Below are 19,611 nucleotides of genomic sequence, written 5' to 3' on the forward strand. Positions count from 1 at the left end.
CGGCTATAGCAACGTCTTCAACTTTTCCGCCAACAAATCCCATCGCCACTTCTCCTCGACCCACTCCCGTCCCCGCTCCCCCATGCGTCTCCGCAGTTCCGCGTCACCGAGGAGGACGGTGATCCGCTCGGCGGCCTCCTCGGCGGACCCGCCCCGCACGACCCAGCCGGTCTCCCCGTCGAGCACCGCGTCCGGGGCGCCCCCGGAGTCGCCCGCGACCACCGGGAGCCCGGTGGCCGAGGCCTCCAGGTAGACGATCCCGAGCCCCTCGACGTCCAGCCCGCCCCGACGGGTCCGGCACGGCATCGCGAAGACGTCCCCGGCGCCGTAGTGCGCGGGCAGCTCGGCCCAGGGCACGGCCCCGGTGAAGCGCACGGAGTCGGCGACCCCGGTCTCCCGGGCGAGCTTCCGCAGCTCCTTCTCGTACGGCCCGCCGCCGACGATCAGCAGCACGGCGTCGGACTCCGCGGCCAGGATGCGCGGCATGGCGAGGATGAGGGTGTCCTGCCCCTTGCGCGGCACCAGCCGCGAGACACACACGACCACCGGCCGGTCCGTCAGCCCCAGCCGGGCCCGCACGGCGTCCCCGCCCGACCCGGGATGGAAGGTCTTCTCGTCGACCCCCGGCGGCAGCTGCACCATCCGCCCGGCCGCCGCCGGGGACAGCGCGCCGGCGATCCGCGACCGCGTGTACTCACCGAGGTAGGTGATCGTGTCCGTCGACTCCCCGATGCGCCCCAACAGCTGCCGTGCGGCGGGCAGTTGGGCCCACCCCGCCTCGTGCCCGTGGGTCGTCGCCACCAGCCGCTCAGCGCCCGCCCTCCGCAGCGCCGGCGCCATCAGCCCGAGCGGCGCGGCCGCCCCGAACCACACCGACGTACAGCCGTGCTCCCGCAGCAGCCCGACGGCCTTCCGGGTCGCCCCGGGCGTCGGCAGCAGCATGGTCGTGGAGTCCCGTACGACGGTGAAGGGCTGCTCGGCGTCGAAGGCCGCGGTCGCCTCGGCGCCCTCCCGGCCGCGCTTCCAGGTGGAGGCGTAGACGACCAGCCGCTCGGGGTCGAGCCGCAGTGCCATGTTGTGCAGGAACGCCTGGATGCCACCGGGACGGGGCGGGAAGTCGTTCGTCACGATCAGGGTCTTGTGCATCGCGGCCGACCCTACCGAACCGGCTGCTCACAGCCGGGCTCGGCCGCGTTTTATGGCACCCTCACAGGAGAGCGGGACATCATGTTCCCCTCAAGACCGAAAGAGAACGGCAGGGGATCACGTGGAGACGACGGCCTGGCGGCGGTCCCTGACCGGACTGCTGCTGACCTGGGGCGTGACCAGGCTGTTGCTGCTGCTCTGGGTCTACAGGGTGTACGTCTTCCCGGGCCCGGACGTCACCAGTGACGTGTCGGTCATCTACCAGGGCTGGTACGACGTCCTGCGCACCGGAACGTTCCCGCAGGACGACGTGACCTGGCAGTACCCGCCGGCCGCGGCCCTCGCGATCCTCTCCCCCGCGCTGCTGCCGTTCCTGGAGTACACCCAGGCCTTCTTCCTCGTCGCGTTCGCCGCCGACCTGGCCGTGCTCGCCCTGCTGCTGTACGCGGGCCTGCGCCCCGGGCGGCGGCTGCGCGGGGCGTGGGTCTGGGTGGCGGGCGTACCTCTGCTCGGACCGACCGTCTACTCCCGCTACGACGTGATGGTGACCGCGGTGGCGGTCGCGGCCGTGCTGGCGGCGGCCCGGCATCCGAAGGTGGCGGGGGCCCTGATCGGCTTCGGGGCCATGCTGAAGGTGTGGCCGGCGCTGGTCCTGGTCGGGATCCGCAGGCGGAGCGTCTGGGCCGCGGCGGCGGTGACGGCCGCCGTGGTGGCCGGCGTGTTCTCCCTCGCGATGCCGGGGGCCTTCGCCTTCCTGACCTTCCAGCGGGAGCGCGGCACCGAGGTGGAGTCGCTGGGCTCCCTGGTCTTCCACGTCGCCCGGCACCACGGCTGGGACGGCTCGGTGCTGCTCAACTACGGCTCGGTGGAGTTCCTCGGCCCCTGGGTGACCATGGTCAGCACGGCCGCCCTCGCGCTGACCGGGATGGCCTTCGGGATGCTGCTGCTGTGGCGGCTGACGGCCACCCGGTTCCGGGCGCACACGGCGGCCGACGCGGCGCTGGTGGCGGTGCTGATGTTCACCACGACCAGCCGGGTGATCAGCCCGCAGTACATGGTGTGGCTGGTGGGCCTCGCGGCGGCCTGTCTGTGCTTCCGCGCGAGCCGGATGGGCCTGACCGCGGTCCTGGTGCTGGCGGCGTGCTTCGTGACGGTCCTGGAGTTCCCGATCTGGTTCGCGGACGTGGTGGCCAGCACCCCGCGCGGCATCGCCCTGCTGGTGGTCCGCAACGGCCTGCTGGTCCTCGCCACGGTCATCGGCATGCGCGAGCTGTGGCGCGAGACGGTCCCGGAACGGCCCCTCCCGGCGGAGACGCCGGACCAGACCGAGGCGCCGGACCAGGCCGGGGCACCGGACCAGGCCGAGGCGCCGGATCAGAGCGAGACCCCCGCCCAGGAGGCCCCCGCCTCCTCCTGAGCCCCGGCACCCGCCCGCCGGACCAGAACCACCACCACCCCGCACTGCACCGCCATGCCCAACGCGAGCGCGAGCCCCACCCCGGGCAGCCCGAGCCCGGCGCATCCGTACGCCAGTACCAGCTGCACCGCCGTGCCGAACACCGTCACCCGCAGCAGCACCGGCGCTCCCCCACTGCCCTCGAAGACCCCGCCGAGCGCGATGCAGCAGGCCATCAGCACGAGATAGGGCCCGACACAGCGCAGGAACAGCACGCCCTCGTGGGCGACCTCGGGCCCCGCACCGAAGGCGGCCATGATCCAGGGCGCAATCACCAGAAACAGGACGGCGGCCCCGAGCCCGACAGCCCCCGACACAACCACGGCCTCCCGTCCGACCGCCCGCCGCGCGTCCAGCCCGGCGCCCCGCAGCCGCGCGGTGTGGATCGAGGCTGCCTGCCGGACGGCGTAGAAGGCCATCGTCGCCACGTACATGACCTTGTAGGCGATGGAGTAGGCGGCCACCGCCGTGACGCCGAGCCGCGCCACGATCGCGACGAGGACGAGGGCGCCGCCCTGGCGCACGGTGAAGTCGGCGGCCATCGGGAGCCCGGTGGCCAGCACGCGGCGCAGCGCGACCCCGCGCCCGGCACCGGACCGCAGCAGGGTGTTCCGGCGCAGGGCGAGCAGCCCCACCGCCAGCGCCACGCCCCGGCACAGCACGGTCGAGGCGGCGGCGCCCGGGACGCCGTACGCCTGGATCAGGAACGGGTCGCACACCAGGATCAGCCCGTTGGCCAGGAAGGCGAGGCGCATGGGTGTGCGGGTGTCGCCGGTGCCCTTGAGGATGCCGTCGACGAGTTGCTGGGCGAAGAAGACGGTGACGCCGGGCATCGAGAGCGCGAAGTAGGCGGTGGCGAGGGACACCGCCGGGCCGTCGTCGAGGGCCAGCCGGGCCAGCGGCTCGCGCAGCAGGAAGCCGCCCACGGCCACCACGGGGGTGACCAGCGCCCACAGCGCCGCGCCGCCCCGCACGGCCGCCCGTACCTCGCCGGGGTCCCGGGCGCCCCGGGCGTGCGCCACCAGCACGGTCGTACCGGAGCCGAAGACGAGTGCGACGCCGAGCAGCACGTTCTCGGTGTTGGTCGCCACGGCCACGGCGGCGACGGCGGGGCCGCCGAGCCGGGAGACCCACACCGTGTTGATGATCCCGGCCGCGACGGAGGCCAGCAGACCGAAGTAGACGGGGTGGGCGAGCGCGACGAGCTGTCTGCGGTGACTGTTCACTGATGTGTCCCCCTCGATACGAGCTACCTCGAATAGAGGTAGCTCGATAAGAGGTAGCATGGCGGTCGACGACCCCGCAAGGAGGAACCCCAGTGCTGGAGCTGTCGATCCTCGGCTTCCTCGCCGAGGAACCCCTGCACGGCTACGAGCTCAAGGAGCGCATCAAGGCACTCACCGGCCATGTCCGCCCGGTCAGCGACGGGGCGCTGTATCCGGCGATCACGCGCCTCGTCGGGGCCGGCAAGCTCGACGAGCGCGCCGAACCGGGCACCAGCGCGGCCCCGCGCCGCACGCTGTCCCTCACCGATCTCGGCCGCGAGGATCTCCTGGAGCGGCTGCGGCACCCGAAGCAGGTCGAGATCACCGACCAGGTCCGCTTCAACACCGTCCTCGCCTTCCTGCGCCACCTGCCGGACCCACGCGAACAGGCGGCCGTGCTGCGGCGGCGGCTGGAGTTCCTCGAGGAACCGACGAGCTTCTTCTACGACGCGGGCGCACCCGTGGGCGTGGAGGAGACCGGCGACCTGTTCCGGCAGGGCATGCTGCGGGTGGCCCGGGCGACGGGGCAGGCGGAGCGGGCCTGGCTCGGGGAGGCCATCGAGTGGCTGGAGCAACCGGGTTGACCGAGTGGCCCTGCCGACCGCGCCGATCGGCCTGTCCTGTCAGCCCAGTTCGTCACGCAGGTACTGGCTCCACTCGGCGGTGAAGGCCGGCAGGTCCGTGTCGAGGATCTTCGCCAGGGCCGTCTCGACCGCGCCGGATCGCTTCTCGTGTTCGCCCACCGCGCGGTAGAACGCGTCCAGCTTCGCCTCGCCCCACCGGTCCGCGATCATCCGGCAGGCCATCCAGCCGCCCTCGTAGGACCGCGCGAGGCCGGTCGCGCTGCCCGAGAAGCCGAAGTCCGCGTCGGACGGCAGAGCCCTCGGCACCCGGCGCGCGGAGACGGCCTCCGCCAGCTCCGGCGCGGCCTCGGCCGGGGTGCGCCCGGTGTTCCGGTAGCCGACCCAGTCCGCGTACCCCTCCGACAGCCACAGCGGGGTCGCGGCGGTGGTGGCGGTGCGGGTGGCGACATGGGTGGTCTCGTGGGTCAGCACGACCTGTCTGCCCAGCAGGCCGAGGAGCGCGTACGCGTCGGGGTTGACGATGATCCGGTCGGCGGGCGCCTGCGCGGGGGCGCCGGTCTCGCCGGTGGTGACGGCGGCGATCCCGCGGTACGAGGAGGCGGGCGAGCCGAGCAGGCCCGCCATGCCGTCCAGGGACTCCGGGACGAGCACGACGACGTGCCGGGACCAGTCGGTGCCCCAGGCGTCCGACACCGCGGGCACCGCGCGGTCGGCCAGGTCCGCGAAGGAGTGCAGCTTCTCGCCTGAGTGGCCGACACCGAGGACCATGCTGTGCGTGCCGCGGACGACGGTCACCCGCCCCTGGTCCCACAGCTGCTGCGGCGCCTTCCGAGCGGGCCGCTCCCTGACGACGTACCAGTGGTCGGAGGCGTCCAGGGAGAGGTTCAGGGTGCGGGCGACGGTGACCGGGGCGCTGTCGTAGCCCTGGACCCGGTAACGGAGTTCGGCGTCGGCGGTGGCGGTGGAGCCGCTGCGGTGCACCGCCGTGACCTTGTAGGACCAGGAGGCCAGCGGGACGGCACTGAGGTCGCTCCACCAGTCCGCCGCGCCCGTCCTGGCTATCGCCGCCCTGTCCCGGTCGAGGACGGCCGCGGCCCGCCGGTCGAGGACGAGTTGAACGGCGGTCTTCGCCGAGTCGGCGGCCGTGGGCCTGCCGCCGCACGCCACCAGGGAGGCCAGCAACAGGCACAGCACCACGACACCGTGCCTCGACGCCTGCCTTCGACCAGCCATGTTTCCCGATCGTACGGGTTCACCGGCCCCCGGTCAGGGGCGTGTGACCGTCGCCCCCGGCATCATCCCCACCGGGTCGTAGCGCACCGGGGCGCCGGGGTAGGGGGCGTGGATGACCTGGCCGTTGCCGACGTACATGCCGACATGGCTGGCGTCGCCGCGGTAGGTGACCAGGTCACCGGGACGGGCCTGGGAGAGCGGGACCTGGCGGCCGGCGTACCGCTGGGCCTGCGAGGTGCGCGGCAGGGAGACCCCGGCCCGGGCGTACGACCACTGCATCAGGCCCGAACAGTCGAAGCCGCTCGGCCCGTTGGCGCCCCACACGTACGGCTTGCCGAGCGCGGACTGCGCGGCGGCCACGGCGGCGGCCGCCCGGCCGGAGGGCGCCACCGCGCCCGAGAGGTCGGGCATCTCGCCGCGGCCGGAGCGGGAGGCCCGGTCGTAGGCGGCGCGCTCGTCGGACGGCAGGGCGTTGAGGAGTTCCCGCGCCCTGGCGAGCTTCTTCTCGACCGCGCGCTTGTGGGAGGCGACCGCCTTGCGGCTGGTCTCCAGGTCGCCGAGCTTGCGGGCCGCCTCGGCGCGGTCCTGGGCGAGTTCGCGCATGGCCTCCTGGAGGTCCTTGAGCTCGCCCGCCTGGTGGGCGTTGATCCGGTCGAGGACGGCGGCCTTGTCGAGGTAGTCCTCCGGGTCGTCGGAGAACAACAGCGCGAGGGACGGGTCGAGGCCGCCGGAGCGGTACTGGGCGCCGGCCAGCGAACCGAGGGCCTCCCGCATGGAGTTGATGCGCTCCTGCTGCCGGGCGATGCCGTCCTGCGCGGTGCTGACCTCCTCGCGCAGCGAGTCGGCGCGCTCGTCGGCCTTGTTGTAGGCCTCGGTGGCCTGTTCGGCCTCCTCGTAGAGGCGGTCCACCTCGGCCCGGGTGCCGTCGGAGGGGGCGGCGTTCGCCGGTACGGCGCCGAGCGCGGCGGCCGCCACGGACAGCACACCCAGGGCGGCACCGGCACCCCGGTTGAACCCGGACGTCTGGACAAGGCGGCGATGGGACCCCACGGGAAGCCGCGCTCCTTCCGCTGGCGGACAGGGAAACGCGGCCGACAGTAGCCCCGAGGAGGGGGCCTCTCCAACGACCTCCGCGCCCACGGAACGTGACACCCCGCCCACGACGCAGGTCATGGGCGGGGTGTGGGGTCAGCGGTAGTTGCCACAATTCGCCCGTTCGGGCGGTGCGGCGTCCCGTGTCAGATCCGCACGCCGAACTGGAACGGCATGTTGTTGATCGACTCGTAGCGCACGACGGTGCCGGTGCGGGGGGCGTGGATGACCTGGCCGTTGCCCGCGTACAGGGCGACGTGGTGCAGGTCGCCGTAGAAGATGACCAGGTCGCCGACCTTGAGCTGGCTCTCGGAGTAGATCCGGGTGCCGGCGTTGGCCTGGGCCTGGGAGGTGCGCGGGATGGTGACGCCGGCCTGCGCGTAGGCCCAGGAGGTCAGGCCCGAGCAGTCGTAGGAGGCGGTGCCGGTGGCGCCGTAGACGTACGGCTTGCCGAGCTGGGTCTGGGCGGCCTGGAAGGCGGCCTCGGCCCGGGCGGAGGCGGCGGGCGCGTCACCGAGGTCCACCCGCTCGGTGGCGGAGCGGCTGGCGCGGGCGTCGGCCGCGGCGAGGGCGGCCTTCTCGGCGGCGGTCAGCGTGTTGAGGAGCTTCTGCGCCTCGGCCAGCTTGCCCTGAACGGCCTTCTTCTGCTTGGCCAGTTCGGCGCGGGTGCTCGCGAGGTCCTGGAGCTTCTCGGTGGCCTCGGCGCGCTGCTGGGCGAGCTCGCGCTGCTTCTCCTGGATCTTCTTCAGCGCGTCCACCTGCTGGGCGCTGAGCTGGTCGGCCGTGGAGGCCTTGTCCAGGTAGTCCTCGGGGTTCGAGGACAGGAAGAGCTGGAGGGAGGAGTCGATGGAGCCGGAGCGGTACTGCGCGGCGGCCGCGAGGCCTATGGAGTCACGCAGTTCGTTGAGCTCCTCCTGGCCGCGGGCCACGTTGTCCTGGACCGTGGAGATCTCCTTCTGGAGATCCTGCTGCTTCTCCTTGGCGCCGTTGAGCTTCTCGGTGGCCTGCTCGGCCTGCTCGTAGAGCGCGTCGACCTTCGCCTTGACCTCGTCCTTGCTGGGCTTGTCGCTCGGCGCCGCGTTGGCGGCGTTGGCGCTGAGGGCTACGGCGGCAGCAGCTGCGGTGGTGAGCACGGTCACGCGCACACGGCTCGGCTGCTTGGGTCGACGGTGGGACGCCACGGAGGTGAACTCCTTCTTTTGAGTGATCACCCGCTCGGAGGTTCGAGAGCAGACCCTAGTGACCTTCCTGTGATCAGTTCAAATCCTCAGGAGCAAAATCCCGTCACGCCATGCATTCTTTACACACAACTCACGTGCGGTGATGCCCGCTTGACACTACGTTGCGTGACGATACGGCCAATTGGGACAATAAACCTGGACTTTGATGTTTAGGACAGCCGCTTCAGAAGTACCGCAGAAGCCACCGGCCGGGCCCCCGCCTTGGCGATCCCGTCGGCGACCTCGCGGTCGGTCGAGGCGACGATCACCGGTCGTCCGGGCGGCTCCGCGCGCACCAGCTGACGGATCAACTCGTCGGCGGTGACGCCGGGTTTGGAGAACAGCACCCGCACCCCGCGCGGCGGCGCGAGCAGCACCGGCGCGGCCAGCTCGGCCCCGTCGAAGACACAGGTCACCTCGGCCCCGGTCTGCGCGGCGAGCTGGGAGAGCTGCCCGAGGAGCCTGAGGCGCTGCTTCTCCAGCGGCATCTGGGGATAGCCGGTCTTGGTGACGTTGTAGCCGTCGACCACCAAGTGGGCCTGGGGCAGGGCGAGGAGCTGGTCCAGGATCGCCGGGTCGTTCTCGGACAGGGCCCGCGCAGCGATGTCCTTCGGGGTCATTCGTCCCGGTTCGACCGCGTCCACGGTCTCGGCGGGCCGGACCGAGACGGGCGGCAACGCCAGTTCCCGGCGCAGCCCTTGGGCCGCGTCGAGGACGGTGTCCAGAAGCAGCCGTACGCGCATGTCCTCGACACTGCGCCCCTCGCGCGCCGCTCTGCGGGCGGCCTCCAGGGCGGCCTCCGCCTCACCGAGACGGGCCTTCAGGCGCCGCGTCTCGCTCTCCGCGGCCGACACCTGGGCCTGTCCCTCGGCGCGTACGGCGTCCATCTCGCCCTGCACCTTGCGCAGGGCGGCCTCGCCGCGCTTGACGTCACTGTGGGCCGCGCGCAGTTTGCGGTGAAGCGATTCGGCTTCCTTCTTGGCCGATTCCAGCTCGGCGCGCAGCCGCTCGGTCTCGGCGCGCGTCTGGTCACGCGCCGCCGTGAGCTCCTCGCGCAGCCGCTCCAGCTCGGCGCGGGCCTCCTCGTCGGCCCGCTCGGCGTCCGCCCGCAGGGCCTCCTCGCCGGCCGCGGTGACCAGCTTGACCCACCCGGCGGGCCGCAGAACATAGGCCGCGGCCGCCACGTCGAGCGGATCCGCGGCCGGGGGCGGCGCACCGGAGTCGAGAGCACCGGCCAGCTCCGGCTGGGCCTCTCTGAACTTCTCCCCGATGCGCTGGCGGAACAGCGGATCGGTCTCCAGCGCGGCCGCCATCGCGTTGCCCGCGAACTTGGCGCGCCGGTTGGGGGCGAAGCGCGCGTACTGCCGCAGCTGGGCGGGCAGCTCGCCGACGGTCAGCCCGCCGAAGCCCTCCGAGACGATGTGCACGACCCGGCGTCGCACACCGTCGGGCAGCGGACGGTCGAGCACCTCGGCGGCGCCGTCGCCCGGCCCCCCGCCTGTGGTCTCCGCCATCCGTCACACCCCAATACCTGCGGGGCCGCTCCGCTCAGGAGTCGGCGCCCGGCCTGTCCACGAGTTCCACCTGGTCCACGGCGTTGCACCAGCGGCACCGCACCGACTCGATGGTCTCACTGACCACCTCGCGCTCCTCGACCTTGGGCTCTCCGGCCAGGTCGAGGTGGACGTACTCGACGACCTTCGACGAGCGGGTCACGTCGAAGCGCGTGAGGTTGCCGCAGAGGGTGCAGCGCCACCGCGTCGAGGCGGTCGGGAGGGGAACCGTCATCGTGACTGTGCTCTTTCCTTCTAGGCCTTCTATTGTCCGCGACACACCGGGGTCCCCGGGGTGTGGCACGTAACCCTACGGCCTGGCGGGTACTCGCCGCTCGGGCGTCCACGGCGGCGAGGCGGTCTGTCGGCTTGCGTCCCGTTACGTCATGCTCTGTGTTCATGATCCGCAACTGGAGGGTGACGGTCGGTGGAGCAAGCAGGTCGCTGTGGGGATCGGCACCGGTCACCTACGGTCTGATCGCGCTGTGCTTCCTGATCTTCCTGGTCGGCCCCGCGTCCGGCCTCAATCCGGCCTACGGCCACGGTGACGCGCTCCTGGCCGCCCAGCGGGCCTGGTTCCACCGCTGGGGCGTGGTCCCCGCCGAGCTCTTCGAGGACTCCGCCGGTGCCGCCCTGTCCCCGGCCACCGCGCTGTTCATCCACGGCAGCTGGGTGCACCTGCTGGGCAACATGCTCTTCCTCTACGTCTTCGGCGTGATGACCGAGGAACGGATGGGCCGGGTGCAGTTCCTCCTCTTCTACCTCGGCTGCGGCTACCTCGCCCTGCTGGGCTACGCGGCCGCCAACGCCGGCTCGGAGCAGTCCCTGGTCGGCGCGTCCGGGGCGATCTCCGCGGTCCTCGGAGCGTTCCTCTTCCTGTTCCCCGGGGCCCGGGTGACCAGTCTCCTGCCGTTCCTCTTCTTCCTGCCGCTGCGCTTCCCCGCCTGGGTCGTCCTGCCGTTCTGGGCGACCCTGCAATGGCTGGCGGCGGGCCGGGCGAGCGACGGACCGGGGGTGGCCTATCTGGCCCACGTGGTGGGCTTCGGCCTGGGCCTCGCCTACGCCTGGGTGCGCTTCGGCCCTGCCACTAGAGTGAAGGTCGCCCCAGCTCCGGCCCCCGAGGGAGAGAACCAGCCGTGATCACCGCGATCGTCCTCATCAAGACCAGCGTGGACCGGATCCCCGAGATCGCGGAGCGGATCGCCGCGCTGGAGTCCGTGAGCGAGGTCTTCTCCGTGACGGGCACGTACGACCTGATCGCGATGGTCCGGGTGAAGCAGCACGAGGACCTCGCCGAGGTCATCCCCGGCAGCATCAGCAAGATCCCCGGCGTCGAGGCCACGGACACCCACGTGGCCTTCCGCACGTACTCCCAGCACGACCTGGAGGCCGCCTTCGCGATCGGCCTCGACAGCTGACCGGCCTCGACGGCTGACCCGTCTCGTCGGCTAGGAGGCCGACGCGAGCACGGTGATGCCGTCGGCGGTCGCGACGTAGACCCGGCCGCCCCGGACCACCGGGGACTGGGTGCCGGTGGACGCGCCGCCCTCGACGCGTCGCTGCCAGGTCCGCTTCCCCTCGCGGTCGAGGCCGTACAGCGTCGAGCCGTGCCGTACGTAGACGGTGTCGCCGAAGACCACCGGGTCGCTGTACTGGCTTCCGTCGTCGGTGAACCGGAAGGACCACGCCGTCGATCCGTCGGCGGGGTCCAGGGCGACCACTTCGTAGTCGGACGCGGTGACGCCGAGACCGCCGAAGGGCACGCAGGTGAAGTAGCGGCTGCCGTACACCTTGTCGTTGCCCGAGTCCCACAGGAGCCTGCCCGCGCGGCTGAGGCCGTGCAGCATCTGTTCGCCGCCGGAGCCGACCATCAGCGTGCCGCCGACCAGCGCGGGCCGTCCGGTGTCGAGGCCGGCCTTCGTGGCCCAGAGCCGTTCGCCGGTCTTCGCGTCCAGGGCCTGCACCTGGTCCCCGAAGGTGCCGACGTAGACCACACCGTCGGCCACGAGGGGCTCGCTGGTGGGTGCCGCGCCGGTCGGCGTGGACCAGCGCACGCTGCCGTCGGGGGCGTAGGCCCGCACCCCGCCCGCGTCCGAGCCGTCGCCGTAGGACACCAGGACCAGTCGTCCCGAGGCCACCGGGAACTGGCTGTTCGCGGCGAACGTCTTCGTCCAGCGGACCTTGCCGCGCGGGCCGAGCGCGCACAGCTCGGAGGCGCCGTCCTGGTCGTCCTCCAGCAGGCAGTACACACCGTCGGCGGTGGCGAGCGGGGACATGGCCTCGGCGCCGAGCGAGGTCCGCCACTCGGTCCGCCCTTCCAGGTCCAGCGCGTGCAGCGCGCCGTCCGCGCCGCCGACGTACACGCGGGTGCCGTCGGGTGAGAGGGCCGCGCAGGGGCCGCGCCGCCCGCCGAGCCCCTGGACCTTGTACTGCCAGCCCGTCGCGGGCGCTCCCGGCGCGGACCCGGCCCCCGCCTCGACCGTGTCGTCCGGCCGGTCCCGCAGCCACAGCCAGCCGCCCGTGCCCGCGGCGGCCACCGCTCCGGCGCCGCCCGCCACGGCCCGCAGCAGCCTGCGCCGGGACGGCGGGGCGGGGGCCGGTGTCACATGGGTGACCGCGGGGACCTCAGTGACGGTCGCGGGCGCCACGTACTCCACCCGGCTCTCCCGCTCCCCCGAGTCGTGCGCGGGAACCCAGTGCGCCCCGCTCCGGGCTGCCTCGGGCTCCCGCACGGCACCGGGGGCGTACCACCCGGGGCGCAGGCCCTCGCGCAGCGAGCCCGCGGTGTGCCCCACGGCCGCGACCAGTTCGGCGGGCGTCGGCCGCGCCGCGGGATCGTCCCGCAGGCAGGCCTCCACCAGCGGCAGCTGTTCCTTCGGTACGGCGGACAGGTCGACGTCCCCGGTCAGGATCCGCAGCAGGACGACCGAGTCCTGCCCCTCACCGAACGGTTCCTTCCCGCCGGACGCGTACGCGAGGGCCGCGCCCAGGGAGAAGACGTCGCTGGCCGGGACCACCTGGGCGCCGTTGCGGATCTGCTCGGGCGAGAGGTAGCCGACCGATCCGACGACCACCCCGGTCCGGGTCAGCGCGGTGCCTTCCAGCGCCCGGACGATCCCGAAGTCGATGACCCGGGGCCCGTCGGGCGCGAGCAGGATGTTGGAGGGCTTGAGGTCCCGGTGCACCAGGCCCTTGGCGTGGATCGCGGTGAGCGCCTCGGCGAGCGCGCCCGCGAGGAGCCGTACCGCGTCCGCGGGCAGCGGGCCCCGGTCCAGCACCGCGTCCCGCAGGTTGGGGCCCGCCACGAACTCGCTGGCCATCCACGGCCGCGCGGCCTCGGTGTCCGCGTCCACGACCCGCGCGGTGTACGTGCCGGCCCCGCCGACGGTCTGCGCGGCCCGCACCTCGTGCCGGAACCGGGCACGGAAGGTGCGGTCCTCGGCGTGCTCGGCGCGTACCACCTTCACGGCCAGCCGCAGCCCGCCGCGCGCCTCGGCGAGGTACACCTCGCCCATCCCGCCGGATCCGAGTCTGCCCAGGACCTGGTACGGCCCGATGGTCCGCGGGTCCGTCTCGCGCAGCTCCTGCACCCCGTGCTCCCCCTGCTTCCGTACGGCTGCCGGGATCGAGCGTATACGCGGGGTGGACGCCCGTACGTCAGACGGCCGGGACGCAGCGGCCGTCCTCCGTGCGGTACGACCACTTCGCGCCGTCGGCGACCAGTTCCCTGACGGCGTTCACGAACCGCTCCACGTGCTCGTCCGGCGTGCCCGCGCCGAAGCTGACCCGGATCGCGTTCAGGGACTTCTCGCCGGGCGCCGCCTCGGGGGCCCCGCACTCGCCCTGGGTCTGCGGGTCGCTGCCGAGGAGGGTGCGGACGAGGGGGTGGGCGCAGAAGAGGCCGTCGCGGACGCCGATGCCGTACTCGGCGGACAGGGCGGCGGCGAAGTGGGAGCTGTTCCAGCCCTCGACGACGAAGGAGATCACGCCGACGCGGGGGGCGTCGTCGCCGAAGAGGGAGAGGATCCGCACCTCCGGGACCTCGGCGAGACCCGTCTTCACCTTCTCGATCAGGTGCTGCTCACGGGCCACCAGGGTGTCGAAGCCGGCCTCGGTGAGGGCCTTGCAGGCGGAGGCGATGGAGTAGGCGCCGATGACGTTCGGGGAGCCGGCCTCGTGGCGCGCGGCGCTGTCGTGCCACTCCACGTCCACTCCCCCGTCCTCGCGCCGGGTGACCTTGCGGCTGGCGCCGCCGCCCGCGAGGTAGGGGTCGGCCGCCCGGAGCCAGTCGGCGCGGCCGGCGAGGACTCCGGAGCCGAAGGGGGCGTACAGCTTGTGGCCGGAGAAGGCGACCCAGTCGACGTCGAGGTCACGGACGCTCACGGGGTGGTGGGGGGCGAGCTGGGCGGCGTCGAGGACGATCCGGGCGCCGTGGGCGTGCGCGGCGGCGGCCAGCTCGCGGACCGGCCACAGCTCGCCGGTGACGTTGGAGGCGCCGGTGACGCAGACCAGGGCCGGGCCCTGCGGGTCACGGGCGGCGAGGGCCTTCTCCAGGGTCTCGACGGCCTGGCGCGGGGTGCGCGGGGCGTCGAGGTAGCTGACCCGGGCGTCCTTCCAGGGCAGCAGGCTCGCGTGGTGCTCGGTCTCGAAGACGAAGACCTGGCAGTCGGCCGGGAGGGCGGCGGCGAGGAGGTTGAGGGAGTCGGTGGTCGACCGGGTGAAGATCAGCTGGTCGTCCTCGCGGCAGTCGAGGAACTCGGTGACGGCCTTCCGGGCGTTCTCGAACAGGTCGGTCGACAGCTGGGAGAGGTAGCCGGCCCCGCGGTGCACGCTGCCGTAGTACGGCGCGTAGGCCGCCACGTCGTCCCAGACGCGCTGGAGGGCGGGGGCGCTGGCCGCGTAGTCGAGGGCCGCGTAGGTGACTTCGCCGCCCGTGACGAGCGGGACGGTGACATCCCGGCCCAGAACGGGCAGCTGGGCACAAATGGTCTGGGCGGAGGCAGCGGTGGAGACAGACATGGGGAACTCCCGTGAAAAAGACAGGTGAAGGATGAGAGGGGTGCGCGGAGGCGGGGCTCTCGGCCCTATCGCATTCGCTTGCTCACGGAAGACTCCTCGAACGACCAGGATCCCTGGTTCGTGAGGGATCCGCGCTTGCCGCAGACCTCGCTGCCTACGGCCTGGTCTTCACCCGGGGCACCCCGCCACGGACGGAGGGTTGCCGGACAGTCGGCCGGGGCCTCATGACTGTCACTCATGACCTGGTCAAAAAACCTACGCGATGTGATCGTCGTCCCGCAACCCGTGTCCGGATCGCGGGACGACACCTGGTGCCCGTCAGGCGTTGCTCGCGGCCACCCAGCGCTCCAGCGTCCGCTTCGCCGACCCGGAGTCGATCGACTCCGCGGCCTTGTCCATCCCGGCCCGCAGCTGCTCGGCCAGCGTCCCGGTGCCGGGGTCCAGGGCCACCAGCGCGGCCGCCGAGTTCAGGAGTACGGCGTCGCGGACCGGGCCCGTCTCACCGTCCAGGAGCTTGCGCGCGACCTCCGCGTTGTACGCCGGGTCACCGCCGCGCAGGGCCTCCACCGGGACCAGCTCGAGGCCGACGTCCCGGGGGTCGAAGCTCTCCTCGGTGACCTTGCCGTCGCGGACGATCCAGACGCGGGAGGTCGACGTGGTGGTCAGCTCGTCGAGGCCGTCGTCACCGCGGAAGACCAGGGCGGAGTTGCCGCGCTCGGCGAAGACGCCCGCGACGACCGGCGCCATGCGCGGATCGGCGACCCCGACCGCCTGGGAGCGCACCCGGGCGGGGTTGGTCAGCGGGCCGAGGATGTTGAACACCGTGCGGATGCCCAACTGGCCGCGGGCGGCGCCGGCATGACGCAGCGCCGGATGGAACTTGATCGCGAAGCAGAAGGTGATCCCGGCCTCGCCTGCCACCTCCGCCACCCGCTTCGGCGTCAGCTCCAGATTGACGCCGAGCTTCTCCAGGACGTCCGAGGCGCCGGACGCGGAGGAGGCGGCCCGGTTGCCGTGCTTGACGACCGTGGCACCGGCTCCGGCCACGACGATCGCCGACATGGTGGAGATGTTGACGGTCTTGGCGCCGTCACCGCCGGTGCCGACGATGTCCACGGTCCGCCCGGGCACCTCGATCACGTTGGCGTGCGCGTACATCGTCCGCACCAGCCCGTTGATCTCCTCGACCGTCTCGCCCTTGGCCCTGAGCGCGACCACGAACCCGGCGATCTGCGCGTCGGTCGCCTCGCCCTGCATGATCCGGTCCATCGCCCACGCCGTCGCGTCGGCACTCTGGTCGCGCCCGTACAGCAGGGCGTTCAGCACCTCGGGCCAGGAACGGCCCGCCGCGGTGTCGCCTCCAGCGGGGGTCACAGCGCTCATGGGGCCGCTCCTGGGTGTCGTAAGAGAGTGGAACTCTCGCGCGAGAGTGTGCCCCCACCCTATCCAGCCCAGAGCACGGCAAAGGGCCCCGTCCGGTGATCGGACGGGGCCCTCCTACCGCGCGTGGCGAGCGCAGCGACAAGCAGCGATCAGTGGTGGCCGTGGCCGCTCGTGATCTCCTTGTACTCCTCGACGGTCGGCTTGGCGATCTGGGACTCCTCGCCGTAGTACGCCTCGCTCAGCTTGGCGCGCAGCTTCTCGGAGCCCTTGACCTTGCGCTCGACGCCGTTCTCGTCGACCGTGGCGCCGATCGCGGCCGGCTTGTACTGCTCGTGCGCCGTGAGCGTGTGCAGCTGCTCCTGGCTGAGCGGCTCGTGCACCTCGATGAACTCACCGTGCGGCAGGCGCTTGATGATGCCGGACTCGCGGCCGTGCAACACCTTGTCCTTGTCGCGGCGCTGGAGGCCGAGGCAGATCCGCTTGGTGACGATGAACGCGAGGACCGGGGCGACGAAGAACGCGACCCGCACGAACCAGGTGATGGCGTTGATCGACAGGTGGAAGTGGGTGGCCCAGAGGTCGTTTCCACCACCGATCAGCAGCACGAAGTACCAGGTGATCCAGGCGACACCGAACGCCGTCCGCGTCGGGGCGTTGCGCGGGCGGTCCAGGATGTGGTGCTCGCGCTTGTCGCCGGTGACCCAGGACTCGATGAACGGGTAGACCGCGATCGCGACCAGGACCAGCGGGAAGATCACCAGCGGGATGAACACGCCCAGGACGAGCGTGTGGCCCCAGAAGTTGATCTCCCAGCCCGGCATCACACGGATCAGGCCCTCGGAGAAGCCCATGTACCAGTCCGGCTGGGCGCCCGTGGACACCTGGTCGGGACGGTAGGGGCCCATCGACCAGATCGGGTTGATCGAGGCGATCGCCGCGATGACCGCGATGACACCGAAGACCAGGAAGAAGAAGCCTCCGGCCTTGGCCATGTAGACCGGCAGCAGCGGCATGCCGACGACGTTGTTGTTGGTCTTGCCGGGGCCCGCGAACTGCGTGTGCTTGTGGTAGAAGACCAGGATCAGGTGGCCGACGACCAGGCCGAGCATGATGCCCGGCAGCAGCAGGACGTGGATCGAGTAGAACCGGGCCACGAAGTCGCCGCCCGGGAACTCCCCGCCGAACAGGAAGAACGACAGGTACGTGCCGACGATCGGCACGGACAGGACCGCGCCCTCCATGAAGCGGACACCGGTGCCGGAGAGCAGGTCGTCCGGCAGCGAGTAACCGGTGAAGCCGGTGAACATGCCGAGGACGAACAGCAGGAAGCCGAACAGCCAGTTGACCTCACGCGGCTTGCGGAACGCACCCGTGAAGAACACGCGCATCATGTGCACGAACATGCCGGCGAGGAAGATCAGCGCCGCCCAGTGGTGGATCTGCCGGATCAGCAGACCACCGCGCACATCGAAGGAGATGTGCATGGTCGAGTTGAACGCCTCGGACATCAGCTGGCCCTGCAGCGGGACGTAGCTGCCGTGGTACTCCACCTCGTTCATCGACGGGTGGAAGAACAGCGTCAGGTACACACCCGTGAGGATGATGATGATGAAGCTGTAGAGGCAGACCTCACCCAACATGAACGACCAGTGGTCGGGGAAGATCTTGCGCATGTTGGCCTTGGCCAGGGAGTAGATCCCGAGCCGGCCGTCGGCCCAGTCGGCGACGCGCTCGCCGGCCGGTGCCTTCCCGCGAGAGCGGGCTTCGGTGGACTCTGTAGTGCTCATCCGCGCTCCCAGAATGCAGGACCGACGGGCTCCTCGAAGTCGCCGAGCGCTTCAAGGTAGCCCTCGTCGTTCACGCCGATGCGCAGCTGCGGCAGGGCGTGACCGGCGGGGCCGAAGATCACCCGGGCACCGTCGGAGAGGTCGAAGGTGGACTGGTGGCAGGGGCAGAGCACGTGGTGCGTCTGCTGCTCGTACAGGGAGATCGGGCAACCGACGTGGGTGCAGATCTTCGAGTACGCGACGATTCCCTCGTGCGACCACTCGAGCTCGCGCTTGTCCTTGATGTTCTCCGGCTGGAGCCGGACGATCATCAGGGCGGCCTTGGCGATCTCGGTCTGGAACTCCTCGGAGTGCTCCTCCAGGCCCTCGGGCTTGGCGAAGGTGAGGGAGCCGACCGCGACGTCCGAGGGACGCAGCGGCTGGTCGGTGTTCATGTTGACCAGCAGCTTGCCCTTGGACCACATGGTGTGGCGGAGCTTGGTGCCGGGCAGCGGACCGAGGTCGCGCAGCAGCATGACACCGGAGAGCGGGAACAGGGCCAGCGCGCCGAACATCGTGTTGCGGATCAGCTTGCGACGGCCGAGCGCCGACTCCTTGGCGCCCTGCTTGAAGTCCGCGTGCACCTTCGCGCGGACCTCGGGGGACGCCTCGATCGGGTGACGCTCGTCGGCGATCTCCTCGTCGGACATCAGGGTGCGGGCCCAGTGGACCGCGCCCGCGCCGATCGCGAAGAGGGCGAGACCGAGGGTCAGGCCGAGCGCGAAGTTCAGCGCGTTGATGTGCCCGATCGGGAAGACGTAGATCGACTTGTCGTGGGGGATGCCCACGTACGAGGCGATGAACCCGATCGTCGACAGCATCGAGACCGTGAACAGCATGGCCACCGTGCGCTCGGACCGCCTGGCGGCCCGCTCGTCGATGTCCTGCACCCGGTGCTCGTGGGGCGGCAGCCCGGGGTCGGCGAACGGGTTCTGCTCGTCCGCGACACTTACCGCGCCGTGCGCGTCCTGCTCTGCGGGCAGGTTCTCTTCTGGAATGTCTTGGCTACTCATGACTTCTTGGCCTTTGCGGTCCGAGCGGCGACCCAGACGGCGACCGCGATCAGCGCGCCGAGGCCGAAGATCCAGGCGAACAGGCCCTCGGAGACCGGGCCGAGACCGCCCAGCTCAAGGCCGCCGGGGCTCACGGTGTCGTCGCCGTTGACCGCGTTCAGGTACGCGATGATGTCCTTCTTGTTCTGCTCCGACAGCGTGGTGTCGGGGAACGACGGCATGTTCTGCGGGCCGGTCTGCATGGCCTCGTAGATGTGCTTCGGGCTGACGCCCTCGAGGCTCGGCGCGAACTTGCCGTGCGTCAGCGCGCCACCCTTGCCGGTGAAGTTGTGGCACTGCGTGCAGTTGTCGCGGAACAGCTCGCCGCCCTTGGCGATGTCGGCACCGTCGGGGCCGTACTGCGCCTCGGTCGGGATGCTCGGACCCGCGCCCAGCGAGGAGATGTACGCGGCCAGCTGGTCGATCTCGGCCTGCGTGTAGATGACCTTCTTGCGCGGAACCTGCGCGCCCGGCTGCTGGGCCGGCATACGACCCGTTCCGACCTGGAAGTCTACGGCCGCGGCGCCCACGCCGACCAGACTCGGGCCGTCGGAGGATCCCTGACCGCCGGTGCCGTGGCAGCTGGCGCAGCCTACGGCGAAGAGCTTCTTGCCCTCGTCGATGGCCAGGGACTGGGCGGTTTCATCTGCCTGCGCCTTGCTCGCGGGTGCGAACACGGCGTACAGCCCCCCGGTGCATGCCAGCGCGAGGAGTAGGACGACGAGCGCCGCCAGCGGGTGGCGTCGTCGTGCGGAGAGCTTTTTCACGGATTACCCCGGTGT

The 19,611-nt window shown here is 71.6% G+C and carries 17 protein-coding genes and 1 riboswitch; of the genes, 4 read left to right on the forward strand and 13 right to left on the reverse strand.

Annotated elements, in window-relative coordinates; translation table 11 throughout:
- Positions 1-3 precede the first annotated feature (3 nt).
- The gene (locus AC2XR2_RS11635) at positions 4-1,146 is read right to left on the reverse strand and encodes a glycosyltransferase family 4 protein (RefSeq protein ID WP_491514976.1); all 1,143 of its coding nucleotides are present in this window, start codon (positions 1,144-1,146) and stop codon (positions 4-6) included.
- 121 nt (positions 1,147-1,267) lie between these two features.
- Between AC2XR2_RS11635 and AC2XR2_RS11640 the strand changes: the two genes are divergently transcribed.
- Positions 1,268-2,563 carry a glycosyltransferase 87 family protein gene (locus AC2XR2_RS11640; RefSeq protein WP_491514977.1) on the forward strand — a complete coding sequence of 432 codons (1,296 nt, stop codon included), beginning with the start codon at positions 1,268-1,270 and terminating at the stop codon, positions 2,561-2,563.
- Here the strand turns inward: AC2XR2_RS11640 and AC2XR2_RS11645 are convergent.
- Positions 2,521-3,828, reverse strand: a complete 1,308-nt coding sequence (locus AC2XR2_RS11645; RefSeq protein ID WP_491514978.1) for an MATE family efflux transporter — start codon at positions 3,826-3,828, stop codon at positions 2,521-2,523. The two genes, AC2XR2_RS11640 and AC2XR2_RS11645, sit on opposite strands and share 43 nt — an antisense overlap.
- A gap of 92 nt (positions 3,829-3,920) precedes the next feature.
- Between AC2XR2_RS11645 and AC2XR2_RS11650 the strand changes: the two genes are divergently transcribed.
- Positions 3,921-4,451, forward strand: coding sequence for a PadR family transcriptional regulator (locus tag AC2XR2_RS11650; RefSeq protein WP_491514979.1), 531 nt, complete (start codon positions 3,921-3,923; stop codon positions 4,449-4,451).
- A gap of 39 nt (positions 4,452-4,490) precedes the next feature.
- Here AC2XR2_RS11650 and AC2XR2_RS11655 read toward each other — a convergent pair whose 3' ends face one another.
- The 5 genes from AC2XR2_RS11655 to AC2XR2_RS11675 form a co-directional block, all read right to left on the reverse strand.
- Positions 4,491-5,684 carry a hypothetical protein gene (locus AC2XR2_RS11655; RefSeq protein ID WP_491514980.1) on the reverse strand — a complete coding sequence of 398 codons (1,194 nt, stop codon included), beginning with the start codon at positions 5,682-5,684 and terminating at the stop codon, positions 4,491-4,493.
- A 33-nt stretch (positions 5,685-5,717) separates the two neighbouring features.
- Positions 5,718-6,734 (reverse strand): C40 family peptidase, encoded by a 1,017-nt coding sequence (locus tag AC2XR2_RS11660; RefSeq protein ID WP_449353466.1) that lies wholly within the window; start codon positions 6,732-6,734, stop codon positions 5,718-5,720.
- Positions 6,735-6,922: 188 nt separating this feature from the next.
- Entirely contained in the window at positions 6,923-7,957 is a 1,035-nt protein-coding gene (locus AC2XR2_RS11665) for a C40 family peptidase (RefSeq protein WP_330267491.1), read from the reverse strand.
- A 209-nt stretch (positions 7,958-8,166) separates the two neighbouring features.
- Positions 8,167-9,510: an NYN domain-containing protein gene (locus AC2XR2_RS11670; protein WP_381304234.1), complete on the reverse strand. Its 1,344-nt coding sequence runs from the start codon at positions 9,508-9,510 to the stop codon at positions 8,167-8,169.
- A gap of 34 nt (positions 9,511-9,544) precedes the next feature.
- The gene (locus AC2XR2_RS11675; RefSeq protein ID WP_020137397.1) at positions 9,545-9,784 is read right to left on the reverse strand and encodes a hypothetical protein; all 240 of its coding nucleotides are present in this window, start codon (positions 9,782-9,784) and stop codon (positions 9,545-9,547) included.
- A gap of 164 nt (positions 9,785-9,948) precedes the next feature.
- Between AC2XR2_RS11675 and AC2XR2_RS11680 the strand changes: the two genes are divergently transcribed.
- A complete protein-coding gene (locus tag AC2XR2_RS11680; protein ID WP_330267489.1) occupies positions 9,949-10,689 on the forward strand; it encodes a rhomboid family intramembrane serine protease in 741 nt (246 codons plus the stop codon).
- Positions 10,686-10,967 carry an Lrp/AsnC family transcriptional regulator gene (locus AC2XR2_RS11685; RefSeq protein WP_020137395.1) on the forward strand — a complete coding sequence of 94 codons (282 nt, stop codon included), beginning with the start codon at positions 10,686-10,688 and terminating at the stop codon, positions 10,965-10,967. Before AC2XR2_RS11680 ends, AC2XR2_RS11685 begins: the two co-directional genes overlap by 4 nt.
- Before the next feature lie 30 nt (positions 10,968-10,997).
- Here the strand turns inward: AC2XR2_RS11685 and AC2XR2_RS11690 are convergent, their stop codons facing one another.
- The 6 genes from AC2XR2_RS11690 to qcrC all read right to left on the reverse strand — a co-directional run bounded on the left by AC2XR2_RS11690 (position 10,998) and on the right by qcrC (position 19,596).
- Entirely contained in the window at positions 10,998-13,139 is a 2,142-nt protein-coding gene (locus tag AC2XR2_RS11690; RefSeq protein WP_491514981.1) for a protein kinase domain-containing protein, read from the reverse strand.
- Between the two features lie 67 nt (positions 13,140-13,206).
- Positions 13,207-14,568, reverse strand: coding sequence for an aminotransferase class V-fold PLP-dependent enzyme (locus AC2XR2_RS11695; RefSeq protein WP_491514982.1), 1,362 nt, complete (start codon positions 14,566-14,568; stop codon positions 13,207-13,209).
- A 126-nt stretch (positions 14,569-14,694) separates the two neighbouring features.
- Positions 14,695-14,811, reverse strand: a riboswitch (SAM riboswitch).
- 75 nt (positions 14,812-14,886) lie between these two features.
- Positions 14,887-15,951, reverse strand: coding sequence for an anthranilate phosphoribosyltransferase (trpD, locus tag AC2XR2_RS11700; protein ID WP_449353462.1), 1,065 nt, complete (start codon positions 15,949-15,951; stop codon positions 14,887-14,889).
- A gap of 149 nt (positions 15,952-16,100) precedes the next feature.
- Positions 16,101-17,738, reverse strand: coding sequence for a cytochrome bc1 complex cytochrome b subunit (gene qcrB / locus AC2XR2_RS11705; RefSeq protein ID WP_381304226.1), 1,638 nt, complete (start codon positions 17,736-17,738; stop codon positions 16,101-16,103).
- Positions 17,735-18,790 (reverse strand): cytochrome bc1 complex Rieske iron-sulfur subunit, encoded by a 1,056-nt coding sequence (gene qcrA, locus AC2XR2_RS11710; protein ID WP_330267484.1) that lies wholly within the window; start codon positions 18,788-18,790, stop codon positions 17,735-17,737. Before qcrA ends, qcrB begins: the two co-directional genes overlap by 4 nt.
- Positions 18,787-19,596 (reverse strand): cytochrome bc1 complex diheme cytochrome c subunit, encoded by an 810-nt coding sequence (qcrC, locus tag AC2XR2_RS11715; RefSeq protein ID WP_330267483.1) that lies wholly within the window; start codon positions 19,594-19,596, stop codon positions 18,787-18,789. Before qcrC ends, qcrA begins: the two co-directional genes overlap by 4 nt.
- Between the last annotated feature and the right edge of the window lie 15 nt (positions 19,597-19,611).

This window comes from Streptomyces sp. LS-MS-L19 (assembly GCF_058382285.1).

Excerpts from the sequence above, each read along its gene's own strand:
- AC2XR2_RS11635 (WP_491514976.1), bottom strand. The coding sequence starts at position 1,146 with ATGCACAAGACCCTGATCGTGACGAACGACTTCCCGCCCCGTCCCGGT.
- AC2XR2_RS11655 (WP_491514980.1), bottom strand. The coding sequence starts at position 5,684 with ATGGCTGGTCGAAGGCAGGCGTCGAGGCACGGTGTCGTGGTGCTGTGC.
- qcrA (WP_330267484.1), bottom strand. The coding sequence starts at position 18,790 with ATGAGTAGCCAAGACATTCCAGAAGAGAACCTGCCCGCAGAGCAGGAC.
- qcrB (WP_381304226.1), bottom strand. The coding sequence starts at position 17,738 with ATGAGCACTACAGAGTCCACCGAAGCCCGCTCTCGCGGGAAGGCACCG.
- AC2XR2_RS11675 (WP_020137397.1), bottom strand. The coding sequence starts at position 9,784 with ATGACGGTTCCCCTCCCGACCGCCTCGACGCGGTGGCGCTGCACCCTC.
- AC2XR2_RS11695 (WP_491514982.1), bottom strand. The coding sequence starts at position 14,568 with ATGTCTGTCTCCACCGCTGCCTCCGCCCAGACCATTTGTGCCCAGCTG.
- AC2XR2_RS11680 (WP_330267489.1), top strand. The coding sequence starts at position 9,949 with ATGATCCGCAACTGGAGGGTGACGGTCGGTGGAGCAAGCAGGTCGCTG.
- AC2XR2_RS11670 (WP_381304234.1), bottom strand. The coding sequence starts at position 9,510 with ATGGCGGAGACCACAGGCGGGGGGCCGGGCGACGGCGCCGCCGAGGTG.
- trpD (WP_449353462.1), bottom strand. The coding sequence starts at position 15,951 with ATGAGCGCTGTGACCCCCGCTGGAGGCGACACCGCGGCGGGCCGTTCC.